The organism is Micromonospora ureilytica, from assembly GCF_015751765.1.
In the GTDB taxonomy this organism is placed as follows: Bacteria; Actinomycetota; Actinomycetes; order Mycobacteriales; family Micromonosporaceae; genus Micromonospora; species Micromonospora ureilytica.
On sequence record NZ_JADOTX010000001.1, the window covers coordinates 6,042,274 to 6,063,367 of the forward strand.

General features: G+C 72.6%; 20 protein-coding genes and 1 riboswitch. Of the genes, 11 read left to right on the forward strand and 9 right to left on the reverse strand.

Translation table 11 applies throughout. The annotated features are described in order from the left end of the window. The first annotated feature begins 6 nt into the window (after positions 1–6). On the forward strand, positions 7–1,821 hold the full coding sequence (locus tag IW248_RS27650) for a glycerol-3-phosphate dehydrogenase/oxidase (protein WP_196930389.1): 1,815 nt from the start codon (positions 7–9) through the stop codon (positions 1,819–1,821). An 88-nt stretch (positions 1,822–1,909) separates the two neighbouring features. Next, a complete protein-coding gene (locus IW248_RS27655) occupies positions 1,910–2,443 on the forward strand; it encodes a hypothetical protein (RefSeq protein ID WP_196929286.1) in 534 nt (177 codons plus the stop codon). Between the two features lie 10 nt (positions 2,444–2,453). On the opposite strand, the gene IW248_RS27660 is transcribed toward IW248_RS27655, so the two are convergent. Next, on the reverse strand, positions 2,454–3,854 hold the full coding sequence (locus IW248_RS27660) for an FAD-binding oxidoreductase (RefSeq protein ID WP_196929287.1): 1,401 nt from the start codon (positions 3,852–3,854) through the stop codon (positions 2,454–2,456). Between the two features lie 68 nt (positions 3,855–3,922). Between IW248_RS27660 and IW248_RS27665 the strand changes: the two genes are divergently transcribed. Continuing rightward, positions 3,923–4,207, forward strand: a complete 285-nt coding sequence (locus tag IW248_RS27665) for a DUF4031 domain-containing protein (RefSeq protein ID WP_124822250.1) — start codon at positions 3,923–3,925, stop codon at positions 4,205–4,207. On the opposite strand, the gene IW248_RS27670 is transcribed toward IW248_RS27665, so the two are convergent. After that, a complete protein-coding gene (locus IW248_RS27670; protein WP_307788264.1) occupies positions 4,179–4,835 on the reverse strand; it encodes an HD domain-containing protein in 657 nt (218 codons plus the stop codon). The two genes, IW248_RS27665 and IW248_RS27670, sit on opposite strands and share 29 nt — an antisense overlap. A gap of 139 nt (positions 4,836–4,974) precedes the next feature. On the opposite strand from IW248_RS27670, the gene IW248_RS27675 reads away from it, so the two are divergent. Beyond that, positions 4,975–6,177, forward strand: coding sequence for an FUSC family protein (locus IW248_RS27675; protein WP_307788404.1), 1,203 nt, complete (start codon positions 4,975–4,977; stop codon positions 6,175–6,177). Positions 6,178–6,202: 25 nt separating this feature from the next. Here the strand turns inward: IW248_RS27675 and IW248_RS27680 are convergent, their stop codons facing one another. Further along, entirely contained in the window at positions 6,203–7,471 is a 1,269-nt protein-coding gene (locus tag IW248_RS27680) for an aminotransferase class V-fold PLP-dependent enzyme (protein WP_372432738.1), read from the reverse strand. Between the two features lie 46 nt (positions 7,472–7,517). Beyond that, positions 7,518–7,638, reverse strand: a riboswitch (SAM riboswitch). Between the two features lie 23 nt (positions 7,639–7,661). On the opposite strand from IW248_RS27680, the gene IW248_RS27685 reads away from it, so the two are divergent. Then, entirely contained in the window at positions 7,662–9,152 is a 1,491-nt protein-coding gene (locus tag IW248_RS27685; protein ID WP_196929289.1) for a PrsW family intramembrane metalloprotease, read from the forward strand. 7 nt (positions 9,153–9,159) lie between these two features. Here IW248_RS27685 and IW248_RS27690 read toward each other — a convergent pair whose 3' ends face one another. Continuing rightward, a complete protein-coding gene (locus tag IW248_RS27690) occupies positions 9,160–9,327 on the reverse strand; it encodes a hypothetical protein (protein ID WP_167493175.1) in 168 nt (55 codons plus the stop codon). A gap of 93 nt (positions 9,328–9,420) precedes the next feature. Continuing rightward, positions 9,421–9,759 (reverse strand): GroES family chaperonin, encoded by a 339-nt coding sequence (locus IW248_RS27695; RefSeq protein WP_196929290.1) that lies wholly within the window; start codon positions 9,757–9,759, stop codon positions 9,421–9,423. A gap of 105 nt (positions 9,760–9,864) precedes the next feature. On the opposite strand from IW248_RS27695, the gene IW248_RS27700 reads away from it, so the two are divergent. Further along, positions 9,865–11,229 (forward strand): AI-2E family transporter, encoded by a 1,365-nt coding sequence (locus IW248_RS27700; protein ID WP_231396462.1) that lies wholly within the window; start codon positions 9,865–9,867, stop codon positions 11,227–11,229. A gap of 10 nt (positions 11,230–11,239) precedes the next feature. On the opposite strand, the gene IW248_RS27705 is transcribed toward IW248_RS27700, so the two are convergent. Next, entirely contained in the window at positions 11,240–13,444 is a 2,205-nt protein-coding gene (locus tag IW248_RS27705) for an ATP-dependent DNA helicase (protein ID WP_196929292.1), read from the reverse strand. A 103-nt stretch (positions 13,445–13,547) separates the two neighbouring features. Between IW248_RS27705 and IW248_RS27710 the strand changes: the two genes are divergently transcribed. After that, on the forward strand, positions 13,548–14,054 hold the full coding sequence (locus IW248_RS27710; protein ID WP_124823125.1) for a DUF402 domain-containing protein: 507 nt from the start codon (positions 13,548–13,550) through the stop codon (positions 14,052–14,054). Positions 14,055–14,082: 28 nt separating this feature from the next. Here IW248_RS27710 and sigJ read toward each other — a convergent pair whose 3' ends face one another. Beyond that, on the reverse strand, positions 14,083–15,048 hold the full coding sequence (gene sigJ / locus IW248_RS27715; RefSeq protein ID WP_196929293.1) for an RNA polymerase sigma factor SigJ: 966 nt from the start codon (positions 15,046–15,048) through the stop codon (positions 14,083–14,085). Positions 15,049–15,238: 190 nt separating this feature from the next. Between sigJ and IW248_RS27720 the strand changes: the two genes are divergently transcribed. From IW248_RS27720 to IW248_RS27730, 3 genes are all read left to right on the forward strand, one after another. Beyond that, the gene (locus IW248_RS27720) at positions 15,239–16,180 is read left to right on the forward strand and encodes a PPK2 family polyphosphate kinase (protein ID WP_196929294.1); all 942 of its coding nucleotides are present in this window, start codon (positions 15,239–15,241) and stop codon (positions 16,178–16,180) included. Positions 16,181–16,307: 127 nt separating this feature from the next. Beyond that, a complete protein-coding gene (locus IW248_RS27725) occupies positions 16,308–16,934 on the forward strand; it encodes a DUF47 domain-containing protein (RefSeq protein WP_124823128.1) in 627 nt (208 codons plus the stop codon). Between the two features lie 4 nt (positions 16,935–16,938). Beyond that, positions 16,939–17,946 (forward strand): inorganic phosphate transporter, encoded by a 1,008-nt coding sequence (locus tag IW248_RS27730; protein ID WP_124823129.1) that lies wholly within the window; start codon positions 16,939–16,941, stop codon positions 17,944–17,946. A 66-nt stretch (positions 17,947–18,012) separates the two neighbouring features. Here IW248_RS27730 and IW248_RS27735 read toward each other — a convergent pair whose 3' ends face one another. Then, positions 18,013–18,981 carry a Gfo/Idh/MocA family protein gene (locus IW248_RS27735; RefSeq protein WP_196929295.1) on the reverse strand — a complete coding sequence of 323 codons (969 nt, stop codon included), beginning with the start codon at positions 18,979–18,981 and terminating at the stop codon, positions 18,013–18,015. Positions 18,982–19,166: 185 nt separating this feature from the next. Between IW248_RS27735 and IW248_RS27740 the strand changes: the two genes are divergently transcribed. Next, on the forward strand, positions 19,167–20,000 hold the full coding sequence (locus IW248_RS27740; RefSeq protein WP_196929296.1) for an NUDIX hydrolase: 834 nt from the start codon (positions 19,167–19,169) through the stop codon (positions 19,998–20,000). Positions 20,001–20,302: 302 nt separating this feature from the next. Here IW248_RS27740 and pstB read toward each other — a convergent pair whose 3' ends face one another. Continuing rightward, complete coding sequence (gene pstB, locus IW248_RS27745) at positions 20,303–21,079, reverse strand: phosphate ABC transporter ATP-binding protein PstB (protein WP_124820311.1); 777 nt, start codon at positions 21,077–21,079, stop codon at positions 20,303–20,305. Positions 21,080–21,094: the final 15 nt, after the last annotated feature.

Below are 21,094 nucleotides of genomic sequence, written 5' to 3' on the forward strand. Positions count from 1 at the left end.
CCCAATATCTCCCGATCCGTCGCCGGTCAGCTCTCACCGGTCCGCCGTGCGTCCGACCTGCGTCGACTGCGTGCCGAGCGCTTCGACGTGCTGGTCATCGGTGGTGGGGTGACCGGAGCCGGTGCCGCCCTGGACGCGGCGTCCCGGGGCCTGAAGGTGGCGCTGGTCGAGGCGCGTGACCTTGCCGCCGGCACCTCCAGCCGGTCCAGCAAACTCATCCACGGTGGCCTGCGCTACCTGGAGCAGTTGGAGTTCCACCTGGTCCACGAGGCGCTCACCGAGCGTGGCCTGCTGGCCACCCGGCTCGCGCCGCACCTGGTACGCCCGGTGCCGATCATGGTGCCGCTGCCGGCCGGGCGTGGCCTGCGGGACCTGCCGGCCCGGGTCTTCCGCCGCTCCTACTACGGGGCTGGCGTGGCCGCGTACGACGCCTTCGCCGGGGTCTTCGGCGGTGGCCGGGGCATGCCCCTGCACCGTCACCTGACCCGGGAGGGTGCCCGGCGGATCTTTCCGAGTCTGCGGGCCGACGCACTGGCCGGGGCGATCCGCTACTACGACGGGCAGGTCGACGACGCCCGGTTGGTGGTCACCCTGGCCCGCACCGCGGCCAGCCTCGGCGCCACGGTGGTGAGCAGTGCCCGCGCCGTCGGGCTGATCCGGCAGGCGCGCGAGGTGACAGGCGTTCGTGTCCGGGACCTGGAGGCGCCGCCCGGCTCGCCGGACGCGGAGTTCGAGGTGCAGGCCCGCACCGTCATCGCCGCCACCGGCGTGTGGAGCGACGACATGTCCCGGATGCTCAACGACGTGGGCCTGCGGCCCGGTGTCCGGGTGCGCGCCTCGAAGGGGGTGCACCTGGTGGTGCCCCGCTCGGCGATCACCGGTGAGACGGGGCTCATCCTGCGTACGGCGAGTTCGGTGCTCTTCGTCATCCCGTGGGGCGGGCACTGGATCATCGGCACCACTGACACCGACTGGCGACTGGATCGTTCCCACCCGGCGGCCTCGGCCCGCGACATCGACTACCTGCTTCAGCAGGTCAACACCGTGCTGGAGCGGCCGCTGACCACCGCCGACATCGAGGGGGTGTACGCCGGGCTGCGGCCGTTGCTGGCCGGCGAGGCCGACTCGACCTCGAAGCTCTCCCGTGAGCACGCGGTCTTCGAGCCGATGCTCGGGCTGCTGCTGGTCGCCGGCGGCAAGTACACGACGTACCGGGTGATGGCGTCCGACGTCGTCGACCGGGCCGCTCGCCGGCTCGGTGGCGCCCGCTCGTCGCGCACCGCCGACCTGCCGCTGCTCGGCGCCGACGGGTACCCGGCGATGTGGCGGGACCGGGCCGACCTGGCTCGCCGGCACGGCGTGCCGGTGGGTGTGGTGGAGCACCTGCTGGAGCGGTACGGCACCCTCACCCTGGACCTGCTGGCGCTTGTCGACGCCGATCCACTGCTGGGGTCCCCGCTGGCTGGTGCTCCGGAGTATCTGGCGGCGGAGGTCGCCTACGCGGCGCGGGCCGAGGGTGCGTTGCACCTGGAGGACGTGCTGACCCGGCGGACCCGGATCTCGTTCGAGACCAGCCATCGGGGGCTGGAGTCGGCGGAGCACACCGCCGAGTTGATGGGCGCGGTGCTGGGTTGGGACGCGGCCACCCGGGCGCGCGAGGTCGAGCACTACCGCGCCCGGGTGGAGGCGGAGCGGCAGTCCCAGTTGATGCCGGACGACGCGGCGGCGGACGCGGCCCGGCTCGGCGCTCCGGACGTCCGGGGTTACGCGGCCGACCGGGGCGACGACGACCAGGTTGCGCTGCGCCCGTCCGCTCGATGACGAATTGCGACGTTACCGATGGGTAACCATCGATACCGGCCCGGATGGTGGTTTCAAACGCTACCTACGGTGGGGTAGGTTTCCGCGCGTGCTAGCCCGCGCGCACCCTCGTCTCCTCGTACCCCTGCTCGCCGTCGTGCTCGTCGGTGCCCTGACCGGGTGCTCGCTCTTCGAGCAGGGCAAGCCGAGCACGCCGGTGGCGCAACCGACCGCCGGCGCGCCGGGCGGATCCCAGCTGGAGATCCCCACCACTGTCGCCGCCGGTCAGGTCAGCCTGCTCCAGCGGCTCGGCGAGGACGGGCCGATGCGCACCCTGAGCGTCGAGCGCAACGGCGCGTGGCAGTGCGTCGACTGCGCCGGCGACGGCGTGACCTCCCGCGGCACCCTCGCACCGGAGCTGACCGAACGGCTCCAGGTGCTGCTCGCCAACCCGCTGCTGGCCGATGAGACCGATCAGACCCGGCGGTACCGGACCACCTGCATCGACGCGCTGACGTCCAGCCTCATCACCTCGGCCGGGCTGATCACCTCGCAGGACTGCCCGGGTGAGGAGCTCACGCCTGTCGCCGGGGAGATCCTGCTGCTGCTCACCCAGGCGACCCCGGCCGAGGTCAAGGGCTGACCGCAGCCGCTCAGAGCACCTTGCCCGGGTTGAGCAGGCCGGCCGGGTCGAGCGCCGACTTGATCGCCTGATGCACCCGAACACCGACCGGTCCGATCTCCCGGGCCAGCCAGTCCCGCTTGAGCAGGCCCACCCCGTGCTCACCGGTGCACGTGCCGCCCAGGTCCAGGCCGAGCCGCATGATCTCGTCGAACGCCCGCCGGCCCCGCTCCACGCTCGCCGGGTCGGCCCGGTCGACCACGATGTTCGGGTGCATGTTGCCGTCCCCGGCATGCCCCACCACGCCGATCGGCACCTCGCACTCGGACGCGATCCGGGCGACCCCGTCCAGGAGCGCCGCGAGTGCGCCGCGCGGCACCGCCACATCGTCGATCACCAGACCGCCGTTGCCGCCCGGGTAGGCGTCCGCCGCGAACTTCTCCATGGCCGGGTGGGCCAGCCGACGAGCCTGGAGCAGCGCCGCCGCCTCCACCGCGTCGGTGGCCGCGTAGACCTCGTCGGCGCCGACGGCCTCGCACACCTCGGCAAGCACGGCCAGGTCGTCCGCCGCCCGGGCGCCGGTGTCGGCGGCGGCCAGCAACAGGGCCTGCGCGTCGGTCCGCAAACCCATCGGCTGGTACGCCTCGATCGCCAGCAGGTGGGTCTGGTCCAGCAACTCCAGCAGGCTGGGGGTGAGCCCGCGAGCCGCGATCTCGGCCACCGCCGCGCCGGCCGTGGCGACGGAGGGGAAGACCGCCACCAGGGTCAGCGAGTCGGCCGGGGCGGGCCGCAGCGCCACGGTCACCTCGGTGATCACGCCGAGGGTGCCCTCCGAACCGACGAACAGCCGGGTCAGGTCGTAACCCGCCACCCCCTTGGCCGTACGCCGCCCGGTGCGCAGCACCTCGCCGGAGGCGAGCACCACCTCCAAACCGAGCACGTACTCGGTGGTCACGCCGTACTTCACACAGCACATGCCGCCGGCGTTGGTGGCCACGTTGCCGCCGATCGTGGACGACTCCCACGAGCCGGGGTCCGGCGGGTACCAGAGGCCCTGCTTGGCCACCGCCCCGGCCAGCGCGGCGTTGACCACCCCCGGTTGGACCACAGCGATCCGGCTCACCGGGTCGATCTCCCGGATCTCGTTCATCGCGACGGTGCTGAGCACCACCGCGCCGTCCACGGCGTTCGCCGCGCCGGCCAGCCCGGTCCGCGCGCCCTGCGGCACCACAGGTACGCCGTGCCGGGCGGCGGCCCGGACCACGGCGACCACCTGCTCGGTGGTGCGCGGGCGGGTCACCACCAGCGGGATGCCGGCGGCGCACAGGTCGGCCTCGTCCCGTTGGTGCATGAGCAGCAGGTCCGGGTCGGTGAGCACGGCGTCGGCACCGAGCGCGGCGCGCAGGTCGTCGAGGAGCGCGGTGGGGGCCATGCAGCCGAGGCTAGGTCGCCGACCGGCGATCATCAACATGATCGACTGGGCGGGATAACTTGGGCACCATGCTCTACCTGGACCGGCCGGCCTGGCCGTGGCGCGGTCGGCTCTGGTCGCACCTGATCAGCGACGTCTCGTACGCCGAGCTGCACGCCTTCGCGGAGGCGCTCGGCGCGCCCCGGCGCGGCTTCGACCGGGACCACTACGACATCCCGGCCGACCGGTTCGCGGCGGCGGTGTGGCTCGGCGCCCAGGTGGTGCCGAGCCGGGAGCTGGTCCGGTTGCTCCGCGCCGCCGACCTGCGGCGGCCAAAGCACCTGGTCAGCCCGCGTTCTCCGGCTCCTCGGTGAGGGTGGCCAGCTCGCGGCGCACGTTGTCCCGGGCGGGCTCCTCCCACCGGCTCGCCAGCGGTGGCGACCGGAACAGCGCGGGCAGCGCCAGCAGGTTGGTCAACACCGCGGCCCGCCCGGCCCGGAAGGCCGGTTCCGGCACATGGGCGTACTCCCGGCGGATCGCCGCCGCGTAACGCTCGTAGCGGGCCGGCGGCGCGGCCAGCACGGCCAGGTCCGCATCACAGAGCAGCGCGCCGTCCCGGTCGTCCGCCGCCACCGCGTGCCCGGCGGTGAGCAGCACCAGCCGACGCACCTCGGCCACCGTGGACGTCGGCACCCCGAGCCCGCTGAGCACGCTCTCGGCCAGTGCGGCGCTGTCGCGTTCATTGGCGTCGCCAGCGGCCCGGGGGTCGTAGACCGCGTCGTGGAACCAGGCCGCCAGCCGGACCACGTCGGCCCGAGCGACCAGGTCGGCGTGCTGGTCCACCACGTCGAGCACCGCCGTCAGGTGGGCCAGCGTGTGATAGTGCCGGTGCGGCTCCCGCCACCGGACGATCACCTTCTCCCCGGCCCGAGTCGTATCCGGATCGGACGTCGCGCCGGCATCCCGGGCCGCCGCCCGAAACCGGTCCAGCAGTTCAACCACCGCCCGAGTCTGCCGCATCCGCCCGTGCCGCGCGGGAAGGGAGGATTCAGCGGGCCCACCCCGGGTAGTCGCGCCCATGGCCGTGGCGCGGGACAAGCGACCTCCGGTGGTGCGACGTACCGCGCTGCGCGAGGGGCTGGTGGACATCGACGGCGCGCGGATCGCCGAGGCCACCGAACAACTGCGCCACCGCAGCCGGGCCACCCTGCACGACCGGCTGCACCGGGTACGGATGGCCGGCGGACTCGCCGTGCAGGCCGGGCTGGCCGCCGGGCTCGCGTACCTGATCTCGCACAAGCTGCTCGGCAACCCGCAACCGGTCTTCGCGCCGATCTCCGCGGTCGGCACCCTGGCCGCGTCGGTCGGCCAACGGTTCCGCCGGACCATCGAATTGATCGTCGGGGTGGGGGTCGGGGTGTTCGTCGGCGACCTCCTGATCTACCTGCTCGGCACCGGGGCGTGGCAGCTCGGCCTGGTGGTCACGGTGGCCATCCTGCTCACCATCTTCGCGGGCGCGAGCGTGGCCATCGTCATTCAGGCGGCGGCCACGGCGGTGCTGATCGTGACGCTGAGCCCGTCGACCCAGAACCTGGAGATCCCCCGCTTCGTCGACGCGTTCCTCGGCGGTGGGATCGCGCTGTTGGTCACGGCGGTGCTGCTGCCGCTGAATCCGCTCCGAGTAATCAACCGCGCCGCTCGGCCCGCACTGGACCTGCTCGCCGCCCAACTCGACGCCACCGCCGACGGGTTGCGCGGCCGGGACCGCGCCACCATCCAACGGGCACTTGATCGGCTGCGCGACAACAAGGAGGAACTGGCCACGCTGGCCGAGGCGATCGAGGGCGCGAAGGAGACGGCCACGCTCTCCCCGGCCCGCTGGCACCGTCGCAGCGAGCTGATCCACTACGCGGAGGCGGCCGACCCGATCGACCGGGCGATGCGCAACAGCGGCACGCTGATCCGCCGGTCCGTCACGCTTGTCGAGGACGAGGAACCGGTGCCCGATCCGATGCCGGACGCGATCGGCCACCTCGCCGAGTCGGTCCGGCTGCTCAAGCACGAGTTCGCCGCCGGCGAGGAGCCGGAGAAGGCCCGCGAGCGGTCGCTGCGGGCGGTCAGCGAGGCCGGCCGGGCGTACGGCGCCGGGGTGGGCTTCTCCGGCAGTGTGGTGGTCGCCCAGATCCGCACCACAGCGAGCGATCTGCTGGTCGCCTCCGGGATCGAGCAGGAGGAGGCGAACCGGTGGATCCGCACCGCCTTCGGCGAGCAGGAGCGCCCGGTCGGTGAGCCCGCCGAGCCCGGCGACACGCCGAAGCCGCCCACCGCCCCGCCGGTCGGCTGAGCGCGCGGCCGCCGCCGGCCGGGCCTCAGCCCAGCTCGGCCAGCGCCGCGAGCAGCCGGTCCACCTGCGCTGCCGTGCTGCCCAGCCCGATGCTGGCGCGCAGCGCGGTGGGCGGCAGGTCCCGCCGGCCGGTACGCCCCGTCGCCTCACTGAGCAGCCGCCGGGCCAGCGGGTGGGCACAGAACAACCCGTCCCGTACGCCGATGTGGTGCTCGGCGGCCAGCCGCGCGGCCACCTCGGTGGAGTCCCGTCCGGCGACCACGAACGAGACGATGCCGACCCGGGGCGCGTCCGGGCCGAAGGTGCGCAGCTCGACGACGTGCGGCAGGGCGGCGAGGCCGGTCCGCAGCCGGGACAGCAGGGCCTGCTCGTGGGCGGCCAACGCAACCTGGTCCGCGTCGTCGAGCGCCGCGCACACCGCCGCCAGCGCGACCGCGCCGAGCAGGTTCGGGGTGCCGCCCTCGTGTCGCGCCGGGCCGGTCGTCCAGGTCACGTCGTGGGTGGCCGGCCCGACGTGGCTGGTGGCCCCACCACCGGCCAGGTACGGCGGGGCGGCGTCCAGCCAGTCCGCCCGGCCGATCAGCACGCCCGCGCCGAACGGCGCGTACAGCTTGTGGCCGGACACGGCCAGGTAGTCGACGTCGAGCGTGCGCAGGTCCACCGGCGCGTGCGGGGCGAGTTGCGCGGCGTCGAGCACGATCCGGGCACCGTGCCGGTGGGCCACCCGTGCGAGTTCGGCGACCGGCCACCGCTCACCTGTCACGTTGCTCGCACCGGTCACGGCGACCAGCACCGGCAGCGCCGGGCTGCTGCCCCGGCGCAGCTCGGTGAGGGCGGCGGCGAGATCGCGTACCGCCCCGTCGGGGTCGGCGGGCACCGGCAGCCGCACCGACCCGCGCGGCCAGGGCAGCAGGTTGGCGTGGTGCTCACCGGCGAACGTGACGACCGTCGTGCCGGCCGGCACGGCCCGCGCCAGCAGGTTGAGCGCGTCAGTCGTGTTGCGGGTGAAGATCACGTGATCCTCGGCGCGCGCGCCGAAGAAGTCACCGATCGTCTGCCGGGCCTGCTCGTACGCGAGGGTGCAGCGCCGCGACAGCGCTCCCGCTCCGCGATGCACGCTGGCGTACCACGGCAGCAGCTCGGCCACGGCGTCGGCGGCCGCCCGCGCGCACGGCGCGGTGGCCGCGTAGTCCAGGTTGATCTCGCCGGGCACGCCGAGGACGTCGAGCGGCGCGGACGGCGCCGACGGCACTGCGGGCAGGGTGGGCAGCGAGGGGACGAGAGTGACGGACACGCCGGAACCTCCGGGGTCAGGGACCCCGGGTGCGACATCGGGACGGGGTCCGCGCTTGCCCAGCACACCGATCGGGCTGGGCCCGGTCATCACCCGGGGCACCCCACCGCGAACTCGACGAGGGTTGCCGGCCAGCAAGCCGGGGCTGAACGCTGGCACTCGTGACCTGCCGGCAGCATAGCGGCTACCGATGCGACCGAACCAGCCGGCGGCGGATGGCTACGCTGACCGCATGGCCGACACCCCGCCCGGTTCACCGCTGCCGCCGTCGCCCGCCGCCCCGCCCGCGCCCGCCGCCCCGCCCGTGGGCGAGACGCCCCGGATGCCGCTGCGCCGGCTCGGCTGGCGGCGGTTCCTGGTGCTGGCCGGGGTGGTGCTGCTCATCGCGGCGTGCGCGGTGTTCATGGTCTTCACGCTCGGCCAGTCGCTCGGTGCGCAGGCCCTGCTGATCGGGGTGGTCGCCGCCATCCTGCCGGTGCCGGTGCTGGTCGCCTGCTTCCTCTGGCTGGACCGGTACGAACCGGAGCCGCTGAAATATCTGATCTTCTGCTTCGCCTGGGGCGCGTTCGTCTCCACCGCCGCCTCGCTCACCGTGAACGACTTCGCGGCCAACCGTTTCGCCGACTGGGGCCTGCCGTCCGCGCTCACCGGCGTGCTGGTGGCACCGTTCATCGAAGAGCTGACAAAGGCGCTGGGCCCGATCCTGCTGCTCGTGTTCCGCCGGCGCGAGTGGTCCGGGATCACCGACGGCCTGGTCTACTGCGGGCTCGCCGCGGTCGGCTTCGCCATGGTGGAGAACATCCTCTACCTGGGCGGGTTGGGGTACGCGTCCGGCGCCGACCGCTACGGTCCGGCCACCGGCATCCAGCAGGTCATCGCGATCTTCATCCTGCGGATCCTGCTGTTCGGGTTCGCCCATCCCCTTTTCACAGCGATGACAGGTGTGGGACTGGGTATCGCCTCCCGGACGGCCGACCGGCGCATCCGGGTGCTCGCCCCGATCGGCGGCCTGCTGCTGGCGATGATGCTGCACGGCACGTGGAACCTGCTGCCCACGCTGACCCAGGCCACCGGCGAGGCCATGATCATGCTGTACGGCTTCCTGGGTCTCATGGTGCCGGTCTTCTTCGGCACCGTGGGGCTGGCGCTGTGGCTGCGCGCCTGGGAGGGACGGCTCACCGAGCGGGCCCTGCCCGACTACGTACGCGCCGGCTGGCTCAGCCCGCCCGAGGTGGCCGCCCTGAGCAGTCTCGGTAGGCGGCACGCCGCCCGCAGTTGGGCGCGGCGGGTGGCCGGCGACGCCGGGGTGCGGGCGATGCGGGGTTACCAGTCCGCGGCGACCCGGCTGGCCCTGCTGCGCGACGGGACGCTGCGCGGCCTGGACCGCAAGCCCGCCGACCAGGAGCGGACCGCCCGCGAGGAGCGGGAGCTGCTGGACGCGATCAGCGCGTACCGGTCGTTCTTCGTCGGTCGGGACCCGCAGGCCCCGGCGGGGGTCTGGGACGGCAGCCGCTACCACCTGCGCTTCCCGGACGGCACTCAGCGCGCGGTGGACGCGCCGGACGAGCCGGTGGTGCCGATCCCGGTGGTGCTGGCTCCCGCCCCGGCTCCGGTGGGGTATGCCCCGCCCGGTTGGCCCGGCCCGCGATCGGCGCCGCCCTGGCCGCCGACGCACCCCTGACAGGGGTTCAGGCCAGCAGCGAGGTCAGGAAGTCACCGAGGCCCTGGAACATCGCGATCAGTGCGGCCCCGATTCCCCTGAACAACTGCGCGGCGCCGTCCGGCCGAAAGGCCATGAAGTAGATCAGGAACGCGACACTGCCCCAGGTCAACAGCTTCTTCACGAATACCGGCATCGTCCCTCCCCAGGGCCACGGTCGCCGGATGGCTTCCCGTCGTGCGGCCGGGCAAACGGTGCGCGACGGGGGCTGGTGGCCGGGGGAGGTGCGTCAGAGGTAGAGGCCGGTCGGGTCGTTCTCGATCCGTTCGGCGGCCACGGCGTGCACGTCCCGCTCTCGCAGCAGCACGTAACCGCGGCCGTGCAACTCGACCTCGGAGCGCTCGTCCGGGTCGAAGAGCACCCGGTCGCCGGAGACGATGGCGCGGACGTTCGGCCCGACCCCGACCGCGGTGGCCCAGGCGAGGCGCTTGCCGACCGCTGCGGTCGCCGGAATGACGATGCCGGCGGTGGAGCGGCGTTCGCCCTCGCTGCCCTCCATCCGCACCAGCACGCGGTCGTGCAGCAGGCGGATCGGCAGGCCGGCGTCGAGATCGTTGTCGGCGGTCACGTCGCAGACGCTACCGTGTGGCCGACGGTGGTCCGCCGGTGGTTACGCCGGAGGTGGTCGGGGCATTGTGTGGCGGAACCGCCCTACGGTGTCGGGAACGGACGTATGCTGTCCGACCTGTCGCCGGTGGCGGGCCGGGTTTTCTGCCAGGAGGTGCGCTTGAGCCGCTTCGAGCGGGTACGCGGGCGGCTTCGCCGCGCCTACCAGTCACGACAGGCGTCGACGGGCGCCGACGAGGGCACGTCGACTGAGGCGTTGAACGACGCGTCGGAGGCGGCCCGGGTGGCGTCGCCGGCCGTCCCGGGCCCGACTGCGCCGCCGAGCGCCACTGTCTACGGCGCGGAACCTCAGGTGGACCTGCACAGCTCCACCACCAGTCGGGATGACGCCGACGTCCCGCACGGGCTGCGGATCGCCGCCGCGTGGTGTTGGCGACTGATCGTGATCGGCGTGGTGGCCTGGGCGCTGCTGCGGATCGTCGGCACGATCAAGATCGTGATCATTCCGCTGGCCATCGCGCTGCTGCTCTCCGCGCTGCTGGCGCCGGCGGTGGGCTGGCTGTTGCGGGTCCGGTTCCCCCGGTCGCTGGCGACGGCGGTGGTGCTGGTCGGCGGCCTGGCCGCGGTGATCGGCACGCTGACGCTCGTGGTCAACGAGTTCATTCGTGGTGTGCCGGAGCTGAGCGAGAAGTCGTCGGAGGGTGTCCGGCAGATCCAGAACTGGCTGAAGACGGGCCCGCTGCACCTCTCCGACACCCAGCTCGACAGGTACATCGACGAGGCGCAGGCCTGGATCAACGACAACACCTCGAAGTTCACAAGCGGGGCGCTGAGCACCGCCGCGACGCTGGCCGAGGTGCTGACCGGCACGCTGCTGGTCCTCTTCGCGACGTTCTTCTTCCTGCGCGACGGCAACCGGATCTGGCGCTTCCTGGTCCGGCTGCTGCCGGTGGCCGCCCGGTGGAAGGTCGACGACGCGGGCCGCGCCTCCTGGCACACGCTTGGCGCCTACGTCCGCGCGACAGTGCTTGTCGCGTTCATCGACGCGGTAGGCATCGGCATCTTCCTGGTCATCTTCGACGTCCCGTTCGCCTTCCCGCTGGCCGCGCTCGTCTTCCTCGGCGCGTTCATCCCGATCGTCGGTGCGGCGCTCTCCGGTGGCGTGGCGGTGCTGGTGGCCCTCGTCGACAGCGGCCCGGTCACCGCGTTGATCATCCTCGGTGCGGTGATCGGCGTGCAGCAGATCGAGGGGCACGTGCTCCAACCGCTGATCATGGGCCGGGCGGTGGCCCTCCACCCGCTCGCGGTGATCATCGGCATCGCCGCCGGTGTCGTACTCGCCGGCATCACCGGCGCGCTGGTCTCCGTGCCGCTCATCGCGGTGCTGAACACCGCGGTCCGCAGGCTTGCCGCCCGAAGGGTCCCGGACACCCCGCCCGACGCCGTGGTCGTCGCCTCCCAGGCCCCCTAGAACGAGGGGCTCAGGACTTGGCCAGGCGTTCCAGGGCGCCCCGGGCCACCTCGGGGCGGGTCGTGTACCAGAACGGTGGCAGTGAACGGCGCAGGAACGGCCCGTAGCCTCGGGCCGTCTCCAGCCGGGAGTCGAGCACCGCGACCACGCCCCGGTCGCCGGTCGCCCGGATCAGCCGGCCCACGCCCTGGGCCAGCCGGACCGCAGCGATCGGCACGCTGACGGCCGAGAAGCCGGAGCCGCCGCCCGCGTCCACGGCCGCCGCGCGGGCAGCCGCCAGCGGTTCGTCCGGACGGGGGAAGGGCAGCCGGTCGATGACGACGAGCTGGCAGGCGTCACCCGGCACATCCACCCCCTGCCAGAGCGACATCACCCCGAACAGGCAGCTGGCGCGCTCCTCGCGGAAGCGACGCACCAGCAGCGGCAGCGCCTCCTCGCCCTGGAGCAACACCGGCAGGTCGGTCCGCGCGCGCAACAGCTCCGCCGCCTGCTGCGCGGCCCTCCGGGAGGAGAAAAGCCCGAGAGTACGACCACCGAGTGCCCCGACCAGCCCGAGCAGCTCCTCACCGGCAGCCTCGGGCAGCCCGGAGACGCTGGGGCGGGGAAGGTGCGCGGCGACGTACAGGATGCCCTGCCGGGCGTAGTCGAACGGCGAACCGACGTCGAGTGACCGCCACCCGGGGCCCTCGGTGGCCGGTACGACGGCGTTCGTTGTGACGTCGCCGGCCAGCCGACGGCCCGGCGCCTCGGCGGCCGGACGGCCCGGGCCGGTGCGGGCGGCCAGCGCGGCCGCCGCGGGGGTCGGTGGCGCGGGCGGTGGCGCGTCCAGCCCGAGGGCGCGGGCGACCGTGTCGAACCGGCCGCCCAGCGCCAGGGTCGCCGAGGTGGCGACGACTGTGCGTTCGTCGTACAGGTGGGTGGCGAGGGTGCCGGCCACCGACAGGGGCGCGACCACCAGCGCGCGGCGGGTGCCGCTGTCGTTCTTCTCCACCCAGGCCACGTCGTGGTCGCCCTCCTCCAGCAGCCGCTGCGCGGTGGTGGAGAGCTCGTCCAGGGCGGCCTTGGCCTGCTGCTTGCGGACCGGGTCGGGGTCGTCGGACTTGACGTCGCCGATCGCGTCCAGGGCGGAGCGGGTCGCCGCGTCGAGCAGCGTGCACGCCTCGCGCAGTGGCGTCGGCAACCCCGCGGTTATCCGCCCGGCCGGCGCCTCGGCCAGGCCGACCGCGAGGGCGTCGCCGGCGGCGGTGAGCGCCTCGGCCGTCTCCGGCCGCAGCAGCGTACGGGCCCGCCGGGTGGTCCGGTCGATCAGCTCTGGCACCAGCTCCGCCTGGGCGGCGGAGGAGACCCGGTCGGCCAGCTCGTGCGCCTCGTCGACGATGAGCAGCTTGTGCGGTGGCACGATGTGCCGGTCGGCGAGCATGTCGACAGCGAGAAGGCTGTGGTTGGTCACCACGATGTCGGCCTCGCGGGCGCGGGCCCGCGACGCCTCGGCGAAGCACTCCTGCCCGAACGGGCAACGGGTCGCGCCGACGCACTCGCGGGCCGGCATGGACACCAGCCGCCAGGCCTGGTCGTCGACGCCTGGGTCCAACTCGTCCCGGTCGCCGGTGGCGGTCTTCTCGGCCCAGTCACGCAGCCGCTCGACCTGCTTGCCCAACCGGCCCGCCTCACCGAGCCACTTCGTCCCGCCACCGGGACGCGCCGCGGGGGCGTCGAAGAGGGTGTCCTCCGGCTCCTCCTCCGTGGAGTTGTCCAGTCGGGCGAGGCAGAGGTAGTGATGGCGGCCCTTGAGCACGGCGAAGGTGGGCCGACGGCCGAGCACCGGCTCGACCGCGTCGGCGAGCCGGGGCAGATCGTGATCGACCAGCTGGGACTGCAACGCCAGGGTGGCGGTGGAGACCACCACCGGGCCGTCCACAGTGAGCGCCGGCGCGAGGTACGCCAACGACTTGCCGGTGCCGGTGCCGGCCTGCACGAGCAGATGCTCGCCGCCGGCCACGCACTCCTCGATCGCCGTGGTCATCTGCAACTGGCCGGGGCGTTCCGCGCCGCCGGGCACGGCGCCGACCGCCGCCGCCAGCAGCTCCGTGCCACTGGGCCGGGCACCCCGCCGTCGCCCCTTGGCACGGGCCGACGGGGTGGCGGAACCGGTGGCGGTGCGGGGCGGAGTCACCGTGCGACGGTACCCGGCGCCGCCGACACCGGCCGCGCCCATCCGCCGCGTGGCGCGATGCCGACCGGGCCGGACATTGCGACCGACCCCGCCCGGTTACGGCCGCGCTACGACGCGTTGGGCCGTATCGGTTAGGGTGCGAATCATGCCGAGCGACATGGTCCGCGTGATCTACCGCAAGTACGACGGCAGCGCCCACCGCGACTACCCGGCCCGTCGGCTCACCGAGGACGACCTCGGCATCTGGCTCGGCGTGCCCGAGGGCACCCAGTCGGTCTACCACGGCCGGCCCTCGGTGGAGAAGATCCCGTTCGTGCTGCTGGTGCCTCATCGTGCCTGGTGGACGGCCATGTTCAACCCCCCGCCCCGCACCAGCGAGGTCTACTGCGACATCGCGACCCCGGCCCGCTGGGAGTCCGACGACACAGTCCACCTGATCGACCTGGATCTGGACGTCGTCCGGCGTCGGGCCACCGGCCTGGTGGAGCTGCTCGACGAGGACGAGTTCGCCGAGCACCGGGCCCGGTTCGGCTACCCGGAGGACGTGGTGGCCGAGGCCGAGGCCGCGGCACAGCGGCTGTTCGGGGCCCTGGGCGACGGCACCGAGCCGTTCGCCACCGCGTACCGCAAGTGGTTGGCCCTGGTGGTCTGACGCCGCACGCCCGCCCGGTCGGGCCGGCTCACCAGCGTGGGGGCCAGCCGTCGTCGGCGTCCAGCGGCGGCAGGTCGGTCAGCTTGTCCGGGTTGAGCTGGTTGTAGATGGCGGTGATCCGGCCCTGGTCCACCGCGAACGCGGTGACCAGACGGATCGGCCGCCCGTCGCTGTGCGCCGTCTCCAGCTGGAGGCCGAGCGCACCGTCGACGAGCACCGGCCGAGCCAGCACCCGGTCGGCGTACCGGCCGGTGCGGCCGAACAGGCCGAGCGTGAGGCGAGCCACGGCGTCCGCGCCGAGCACCGGCCGACGGGCTGCGGGGAAGTGCCCGCCGGAGTCACCGACGAAGACCACGTCCGGCGCGAGCACCTGGAGCAGCTGGTCCAGCTCGCCGGAGTCGGTCGCGGCGACGAACGCCTTGAGCACCCGGCGCTGCTCGGCCGGGTCGGCGGTGTGCCGGGGTACGTCCGGCGCGGTGACCGCCCGACGAGCCCGGGAGGCGAGCTGCCGGGCGGCCACCTCGGTGGTGCCGAGCACCCCCGCGACCCGGGCGAACGGCAGCGCGAACACGTCGTGCAGCACGAGGGCGACCCGCTGCTCCGGCGCGAGCCGCTCCAGCACCACCAGCAGCGCCGTGCCGACCTGGTCGGTGCGGACCGCCCGCTCCGCCGGGTCGGGCGCGTAGCCGTCCGCCGTCGGCCGGCCGCCCAACGGGCTCACCACCGGCTCCGGCAGCCACTGCCCGGGGTACGCCTCCCGGCGGACCCGGGCCGAGCGGAGCACGTCCAGGCAGATCCGGGCGCAGGTCGTGGTCAGCCACGCGGACAGGTCGCGGATCTCGGCGCGGGCCGCCGGGTCGGCCAGCGCCCCGGCGTAGCGCAGCCAGGTCTCCTGCACCGCGTCCTCCGCCTCGCTGCGGCTGCCCAGCATCCGGTGGGCCACCGCGAGCAGTCGGCCACGCTGGGCCTCGAACTCCGTCGCCAGCTCCCGCACGACCCACCACCCCCTCCGGTCGGCGTCCCGGCCTACATCCTCCCGCCGAGCGGGCCTGCCGGCAGCCCCGGAACGGCCCGGCGGGCCGATGCTTTCGGCGGGCGGAGGTCGGTCGGTGCCGATCAGCGGGCCCAGGTCCGGAGGCGGCTCTTGACGGGCGGAACGGCGGTGGGTGGGCGATGATCCGTGCATGAGCGCACCCCAGCAAGGGCAGATCGAGGCACCGGACGGCGGCTCCGTGCGGGACCTGCTGCGAGTCACCGCGCCGGTGGATCTCGGCGCGATCGACCCGCGGTCCATGCCCGGCCTGCCGGGGCCGGCGGGCCGCGGCGAGCGTCGTAAGACCTGGGCGCGGGAGCAGGTGGAACTGGTCGGCGAGGAGCTGGGCCGGCAGCAGGAGATGCTCTTCGCGATGGCCAAGACCGGGTCGGAGCGGCCGGCGCACCGGGTGCTGCTGGTGCTCCAGGCCATGGACTGCGGCGGCAAGGACGGCACGATCAAGCGGGTGGCCGGCGCGATGAACCCGTTGGGCCTGCACATCCGCTCGTTCGGGCCGCCGACCCGCCAGGAGTTGCGGCACGACTTCCTCTGGCGGATCCGCCGGGAGCTGCCGCCGCCGGGGTACGTGGGGATGTTCAACCGTTCGCACTACGAGGACGTGCTGATCGCCCGGGTCGGCTCGCTGGTGCCGGAGGCGACCTGGCGAGCCCGCTATGACGAGATCAACTCGTTCGAGCGGGAGCTGACCGACGGCGGCGTGACCCTGATCAAGGTGATGCTGCACATCTCGTACGCCGAGCAGGGCAAGCGTCTGCTGGAGCGGCTCACCGACCCGCGCAAGCACTGGAAGTACAACCCCTCCGACATCGACTCGCGGGGGCACTGGGACGACTACCAGGCCGCGTACGCCGAGGCCCTGAGCCGGTGCGGCACGGACGCCGCGCCCTGGTTCGTGGTGCCGGCGGACCGCAAGTGGTACCGGGACTGGGCGGTGGCCCACCTGCTACGTGAGACGTTCGACACGCTCGATCTGGGGTATCCCGCTGCCGATTTCGACGTGGTTCGGGAGCGGAAGCGCCTGCTGGCTGGGGGAGCGGGTGCGGGTGGGGCAGCCGAGATGAACGGCAGGTGAACGAGTGGTGAATGGTGCCTGGCCAGGGGTGGGCCGGCGAATTCCCCGTTCTGCCGTTTCCTAGCATTCACCGAGCGGGCGTTCTCGGGCGCCGCCACCCTTCCACCGACGCGACGAGGTCTGTGCTGTGAAGTTTTCCTTCCGCCCCACCGAGGGCGCCTTCTACGAGCTCTTCACCAGGGCCGCGCAGAACCTGGTCCGGGGCACCGCGCTGCTCAACGAGCTGGCCCTGCCCGGCGTGGACGTGCAGTCCGTCAGCGAGCGGCTGACCGAGGTCGAGCACGACAGCGACCAGATCACCCACGAGCTGTACAAGAAGATCAACTCGACCTTCATCACCCCGTTCGACCGGGAGGACATCTACCGGCTCGGCTCGCTGCTGGACGACGTGATGGACCACCTGGAAGCGGTGGGTGACCTGCTCTACCTGTACGGGCTGACCGAGCTTCCGGCACTGCCCCGCGAGCTGCACGAGATGGTCAACGTGCTCGACCAGCAGGCCAAGCTGACCGCCGACGCGATGCCCCGGCTGAAGTCGCTGAAGAATCTCGAGGACTACTGGATCGAGTGCAACCGGCTCGAGAACGAGGGCGACCGGATCAACCGGCAGCTCCTCGTCCGCCTCTTCTCCGGTGAGTACGACGCGTTGACGGTGCTGAAGATGAAGGAGGTCGCCGACGAGCTGGAGGCCGCCTGCGACGCCTTCGAGCACGTGGCCAACACCGTCGAGACCATCGCCGTCAAGGAGTCCTGAGCCGGTGTCCCCTGAACTCATCGCCGTGCTGGCGGTGATCGCGGTGGCCCTGGCGTTCGACTACACCAACGGTTTCCACGACGCCGCCAACGCGATCGCCACAAGCGTCTCCACACGGGCGCTGACACCCCGGATCGCGCTCGGGCTCGCCGCGGTCGGCAACTTCGTCGGCGCCCACTTCGGCGCCGGTGTGGCCAAGACCGTCGGCGACGGCCTGGTCACCCTCCCCATGGGAGTGAGCAGCCTCGGGGTCGTCTTCGCCGGGGTGCTCGGCGCGATCGCCTGGAACCTGATCACCTGGTACTTCGGTCTGCCCTCGTCGTCCTCGCACGCGCTCTTCGGCGGCCTGGTCGGCGCGACCCTGTTGTCCACCGGCGGCCTGGTGCAGTGGGGCAACATCGGCCAGAAGGTGCTGCTGCCGATGGTGCTGTCGCCGATCGTCGGCCTCACCCTCGGTTACCTGCTGATGCTTGCCATCCTCTGGCTGTTCCGGAAGGGGCAGCCGGGCAAGCTCAACCGGGGCTTCCGCTGGGCGCAGACCGCCTCGGCCGCCGCCATGTCGGTCGGTCACGGCATGCAGGACGCCGCCAAGACCATGGGCATCGTGGTGCTGGCGCTTTACACGGGTGGTTTCCAGGAGAGCAAGACGCACATCCCGGGGTGGGTGTTCTGGACCTCGGCGACGATGCTGGCCCTCGGCACGTACGCCGGCGGTTGGCGGATCATCCGTACCCTCGGTCGCAAGATCATCGACCTGGGGCCGCCGGAGGGCTTCGCCGCCGAGACCGTCGCCAGCGCGGTGCTGTACTTCAACGCCCTGGTGTTGAAGGCGCCGATCTCCACCACCCACACCATCACCTCGGCGATCATGGGTGTGGGCGCGACCAAGCGGCTCTCCGCGGTTCGCTGGAACGTGGCCGGCAACATCGTGCTCGCCTGGATCATCACGTTCCCGGCCGCCGCACTGATCGCGTGCGTCACGTACCTGCTGGTCCGGCCGCTCTTCGGCTGAGTTTCTGGAAGGGCCCTCCGCCACGGTCTCGCCGTGGCGGAGGGCCCTTCCCCTGTTCAGTCGGGCTCAGACGTATCGCACGCCGATCTGCTCGCGGACCATGTCCAGCAGGGTCATCACCTCAAGGGTCGTGGCATGCGGCACCGCCGGGCTCTCGGTCAGCCCTGCGGCCAGGCAGCGCTGCACCTCGATCGCCTCGTACTGGTAGCCGTTGCCGGCCCCGTCGGCGACGATCGTCTCCGGCTCCGCGCCGGCTCGGTGCACTGTCACCGAACCTGGCCGGAAGAACGGTTCCGGCAGGTCGATCCGCCCCGTGGTGCCCGTTATCGAGGCGGTCTGCCCGCTCAACCCGACCATGCCGCAGCTCAGGGTCGCCAGCGCTCCGGTGTCATAGCCGAACAGCATGCCGGTGTTCTCGTCCGTCCCCTCCGGGCCGAGCTGCGCCCAGGACCGGACGTCCTGCGGCACCCCGAGCAGCAGGTGGGCCAGGCTGATCGGGTAGATCCCCAGGTCGAGCAGGGCGCCCCCGCCCAGCGCCGCGTTGCGCATCCGATGCTCCGGCGGGAACGGCCCGGCCACCCCGAAGTCGGCCCGGACCCCGGTCACCGTGCCGATCGCCCCGTCCGCGATCAGCTCGACCACCCGCAGGATCATCGGGTTCAGCCGCATCCACATGGCCTCCATCAGGAAGACCCCGGCGGCGCGGGCCGTGTCGATCAACTCGGTGCTGGTGGCCAGGTCGAGGGTGAACGGCTTCTCCAACAGCACCGCCCGCCCGGCGGTGAGGCAGGTCATCGCCGCCTCGTAGTGCGCGGAATGCGGCGTCGCCACGTAGATCGCGTCCACCTCCGGGTCCGCGGCCAACTCCACCCAGGAGCCGTAGGCGCGCTTCGCGCCGTAGGTGTCGGCGAAGCGCCGGGCGCTCTCCGCGGCGCGGGAACCGACCGCTACCAACTCGGCGTCCGGCACCAACCGGAGGTCTTCGGCGAAACGGCTGGCGATGTGGCCGGTGGCCAGGATGCCCCAACGAGTCATGCCGAAACGCTAGCCGAGCCAGGTGAACCCCGCGCTGCCCGGCCCGCGCCCCTCCCACCCTCCGACCACCCTCGTCGATCATGAAGTTATTGCCCGGTGGCACGGCGTGTCGTGGCAATAACTCCATGATCCTTCAACGGCTGGCGGGCGCCGGCGACCGCGCTGCTGGGAACTAGGCTCGCGGCATGACGATCGACAGTGACGGCTTCGACGCCCCGGCCGCCCTGGTCGAGCACGCCCGCCGGTTCCAGGCCGAGGGTGGCATCCCGGCGACGCCGCGGGTTGCGGCCACCGTGTTGCTGCTGCGTCCGACCGACGCCGGCTTCGAGGTGTACGTCATCCGCCGGGTCGCCGCGATGACCTTCGGCGGGATGTACGCCTTCCCCGGAGGCGGGGTGGACCGCTCCGACTCGGACACGCACCTGGACTGGGCCGGCCCGACTCCGGGCGAGTGGGCGGACCGGCTCGGAGTGGCCCCGCAGGCCGCGCAGGCGGTGGTCTGCGCGGCCGCGCGTGAGGTCTTCGAGGAGGCTGGCGTACTGCTCGCCGGCCCGAACCGGGAGACAGTGGTCGGCGACGTCAGCGGGGACGACTGGGAGGCGGCCCGGCAGGACCTGGAGGGACGCCGGCTGGGCTTCGCGGCGCTGCTCGCCGACCGTCAGCTCACCCTCCGATCGGACCTGCTGCTGCCCTGGAGCCGGTGGATCACTCCCGAGTTCGAGCCGCGCCGCTTCGACACGTACTTCTTCATCGCTTTGTTGCCGGAGGGACAACGGACCCGCGACGTCTCCGGCGAGGCCGACCACACCCTGTGGATCCGGCCGGCGGACGCGCTGGCCCGCGCGTTGGCCGGCGAGCTGACCATGCTGCCACCGACCCTTGTCACGCTGGCCGAGGTGGCCGCGGCCGGCGACCTGGCCGGGGTGGCGCGGGCGGCGGCCGATCGGGACGCCGCCAGCCCGATCACCCCGCGCCTGGACCTGCCCCCGAACGGCAAACCCCGCTTCGTCCTGGGCTGACCCTTGGGGCGCTCGCGGCCGGCGCATGCCGTCAAGATCCGCACAACGTCAGGGATACTGCTGCCTCGAACTCGTGGGAGACCGCACTATCCGGGTAGTTGCGCAGATCTTGGGCGCGGTCTGGACCACAGGCGGGCTCCTGTCGAAGATCGCGCTCGAACATGGAAGTAGTGGCCTCCGTTGCGGCGTGAGGCCACTACATCCTTGATCGGGGACGGTCTTGGGGCGGGGCGGGGCGGCGGCGGATATGGCACCGGCGCCCATGCCGGGAGGCGGGGCGCCGGTGACCGGATGTGGTCGGCTCAGCCGAAGCGGCCGGTGATGTAGTCCTCGGTCTTCTTCACGCTCGGGTTGCTGAAGATCTTCTGGGTGTTGTCGTACTCGATCAGCCGGCCCGGGTCGCCGGTCTTCTCGATCGAGAAGAAGGCGGTCCGATCCGACACCCGCGCGGCCTGCTGCATGTTGTGCGTCACGATGATGATCGTGAACTTGTCCTTGAGCTGGAACATCAGGTCCTCGATCGCCAGCGTGGAGATCGGGTCCAGGGCGGAGCACGGCTCGTCCATCAGGACGACCTGCGGCTCGACCGCGATGGTCCGGGCGATGCAGAGCCGCTGCTGCTGACCGCCGGAGAGGCCCGCGCCGGGCTTGCCCAGCCGGTCCTTGACCTCGCCCCACAGGTTCGCGGCGCGCAGGGCCTTCTCGGCCGCGTCCTCCAGGAGCGACTTCTTGCGGACCCCGTTGAGCTTCAGCCCGGCCACCACGTTCTCGAAGATGCTCATGGTGGGGAACGGGTTCGGCCGCTGGAAGACCATGCCGATGGTGCGCCGGACCGCTGTGACGTCCACGTCCCGGTCGTAGATGTCCTGGTCGTCGATGGTCAGGCTGCCCTCGACGCGGGCCCCCGGCAGCACCTCGTGCATCCGGTTGATCGACCGCAGGAACGTCGACTTGCCGCAGCCGGACGGCCCGATGAGAGCGGTGACCGTCTTCGGCTCGACAGTCAGGTTGATGTTCTCGATTGCCTTGAAGCCGCCGTAGTACGCGGTGACGTTCGAGGCGGACACGCGCTTGGCCATGGTGGTACCTCCGGG

Excerpts from the sequence above, each read along its gene's own strand:
- IW248_RS27660 (WP_196929287.1), bottom strand. The coding sequence starts at position 3,854 with ATGGCCCCCACCGCGCTCCTCGACGACCTGCGCGCCGCGCTCGGTGCC.
- IW248_RS27665 (WP_124822250.1), top strand. The coding sequence starts at position 3,923 with ATGCTCTACCTGGACCGGCCGGCCTGGCCGTGGCGCGGTCGGCTCTGG.
- IW248_RS27685 (WP_196929289.1), top strand. The coding sequence starts at position 7,662 with ATGCGACCGAACCAGCCGGCGGCGGATGGCTACGCTGACCGCATGGCC.
- IW248_RS27690 (WP_167493175.1), bottom strand. The coding sequence starts at position 9,327 with ATGCCGGTATTCGTGAAGAAGCTGTTGACCTGGGGCAGTGTCGCGTTC.
- IW248_RS27700 (WP_231396462.1), top strand. The coding sequence starts at position 9,865 with ATGCTGTCCGACCTGTCGCCGGTGGCGGGCCGGGTTTTCTGCCAGGAG.
- IW248_RS27705 (WP_196929292.1), bottom strand. The coding sequence starts at position 13,444 with ATGGGCGCGGCCGGTGTCGGCGGCGCCGGGTACCGTCGCACGGTGACT.
- IW248_RS27710 (WP_124823125.1), top strand. The coding sequence starts at position 13,548 with ATGCCGAGCGACATGGTCCGCGTGATCTACCGCAAGTACGACGGCAGC.
- IW248_RS27720 (WP_196929294.1), top strand. The coding sequence starts at position 15,239 with ATGAGCGCACCCCAGCAAGGGCAGATCGAGGCACCGGACGGCGGCTCC.
- IW248_RS27735 (WP_196929295.1), bottom strand. The coding sequence starts at position 18,981 with ATGACTCGTTGGGGCATCCTGGCCACCGGCCACATCGCCAGCCGTTTC.
- IW248_RS27740 (WP_196929296.1), top strand. The coding sequence starts at position 19,167 with ATGACGATCGACAGTGACGGCTTCGACGCCCCGGCCGCCCTGGTCGAG.
- pstB (WP_124820311.1), bottom strand. The coding sequence starts at position 21,079 with ATGGCCAAGCGCGTGTCCGCCTCGAACGTCACCGCGTACTACGGCGGC.